Origin of the sequence: Psychrobacter piscatorii, from assembly GCF_904846415.1 — a bacterium.
Classification (GTDB): domain Bacteria; phylum Pseudomonadota; class Gammaproteobacteria; order Pseudomonadales; family Moraxellaceae; genus Psychrobacter; species Psychrobacter piscatorii.
The window spans coordinates 1-1,813 of the sequence record NZ_CAJHAR010000074.1 but is presented as its reverse complement, the minus strand read 5'-3'; the positions used below and the strand labels follow the sequence as shown (position 1 = coordinate 1,813).

The 1,813-nt window shown below is 38.2% G+C and carries 2 protein-coding genes and 1 pseudogene; 2 read left to right on the top strand and 1 reads right to left on the bottom strand.

Annotated features, from left to right (window positions below):
- Together JMX83_RS14845 and JMX83_RS14840 are read left to right on the top strand one after the other, a co-directional pair.
- Positions 1–155, top strand: a 155-nt coding sequence (locus JMX83_RS14845; RefSeq protein WP_201603349.1) for a transposase, incomplete at its 5' end; no start/stop codon positions are given.
- Positions 156–262: 107 nt separating this feature from the next.
- Positions 263–1,684 carry a YjiH family protein gene (locus tag JMX83_RS14840; protein ID WP_201603346.1) on the top strand — a complete coding sequence of 474 codons (1,422 nt, stop codon included), beginning with the start codon at positions 263–265 and terminating at the stop codon, positions 1,682–1,684.
- A 30-nt stretch (positions 1,685–1,714) separates the two neighbouring features.
- Here JMX83_RS14840 and JMX83_RS15515 read toward each other — a convergent pair.
- Positions 1,715–1,813 (bottom strand): annotated as a pseudogene (locus JMX83_RS15515) (IS30 family transposase); the annotation flags it as partial.

The window sequence follows — 1,813 nt, the reverse complement described above, 5'->3', positions numbered from 1 at the left end:
ACTTCGATAAAGAGCTTTATAAAGCGAGGCACCTAATAGAGAACTTCTTTGCCAAGATTAAGCAGTATCGTGCGATTGCCACTCGCTATGATAAGTTAGCCAGTCATTTCCTTAGTGCCATTCACTTAGTTTCTTGTGTCGTTTGGCTTAATTGATGACACGCCCTAGTATGAAATATCAAGAATGAGTTAAAGGGTATTTAACCTAAAAAATATTACATAAATTTTAGGTTAGTTAAAAAGGGACAAAAGGTAAAAATAATATGGACATTATTAAAGCCAGCACTGCAAATCAAGATGCTAGCGCTAGCAGTGCTAATACCAGTATCAATCTCAAACAGTTTTTAAAATTCTTTATACCCTCTATGATAGGGTTGATCGTCTTCGTATTTCCCATTCCCTATGTAGATGGTAAGTTTGTCAGCTATGCAGACGGATTCACCATTCCTATCGCTGTGTTGAAGGATTATATACAGGGTTATATGAGCGACTTTTTGCCATTGCTTGTTGTCATCTCAATTATGATTACGGTGGTTGGTAGCTTATATACCAAAATCATGAGACCTGCATTGATTTTAAACAATGAGTTTTTGAATAATTTGCTGAACGTCAAAACATCTTGGCTAATGCTTAGACTGCTTGGTGCGTTTTTTGTCGTCGTGACCTATTTTCAATTTGGGTTTGAGAGCATATATTCAGACAGTATTGGTGGTCTATTGTTATATGAGCTTATGCCCATACTGTTTATTGTTTTCTTTTTAGCAGGATTATTACTGCCGTTACTGCTTGATTTTGGCTTATTAGAATTTGTTGGCGTTTTATGCACCAAAGTCATGAGACCGTTGTTTGGTTTACCGGGCAGATCCTCTGTCGATTGCTTAGCATCATGGTTAGGTGACGGCACTATTGGCGTCTTGTTGACTGATAAGCAATTACAAAGTGGATTTTATACCAAAAGAGAAGCCGCGGTGATTGCGACCAGCTTTTCAGCGGTTTCGGTTACCTTTTGCTTGGTGGTGATTTCCCAAGTCAAGCTAGAAAGTTACTTTATCAACATGATTGGCGTGGTTGCGTTATGCGGTATTGTTTGTGCGCTCATCGTACCAAAGTTATTCCCGTTGTCTAAAATTGAAGATACGTATATCACAAAGAACGATGAGGTGGATTGCGAAGCGATTCCCGAAGGAAAAACGCTATTCAACTATGGCTTGCATAAAGCGGTTCAAAAAGCAGACAAGAGCCCCAGTTTTTTGACGTTCTTAAACGATGGGTTAAAAAATATCTTGGACATGTGGATAGGAATACTGCCTATCGTCATGGCAATCGGAACGTTAGGGCTGATTGTGGCAGAAAAAACGCCCGTATTTGATTATTTAGGTATGCCATTTATTCCATTCTTAGAGCTATTGAATATACCGTTTGCTGCAGAAATGTCAAAAACCATCATGGTGGGTTTTGCAGATATGTTCTTGCCGGCTATTATCGGTTCTTCAATAGAATCAGAGTTAACGCGATTTGTCATTGCCTGCTTATCAGTTTCTCAATTGATCTATATGTCAGAAGTCGGTGGGTTGATTTTAGGAACAAAAATACCTGTTAGTTTCTTCCAGCTATTGGTGATTTTCCTATTAAGAACCATTATTTCACTACCGATTATTGCGTTATGTGCTCATATGATTTTTTAATAAGCTTAGATTAACACACCAAGTGCAACGCTAATTAATATTATAGAACGCCTGCATAGGCGTTTTAAACCCTAAGCGTTTTCTTGGTCTGTTATTTAGTTTGTTCTCAATGTCCTGCATCTCATCATC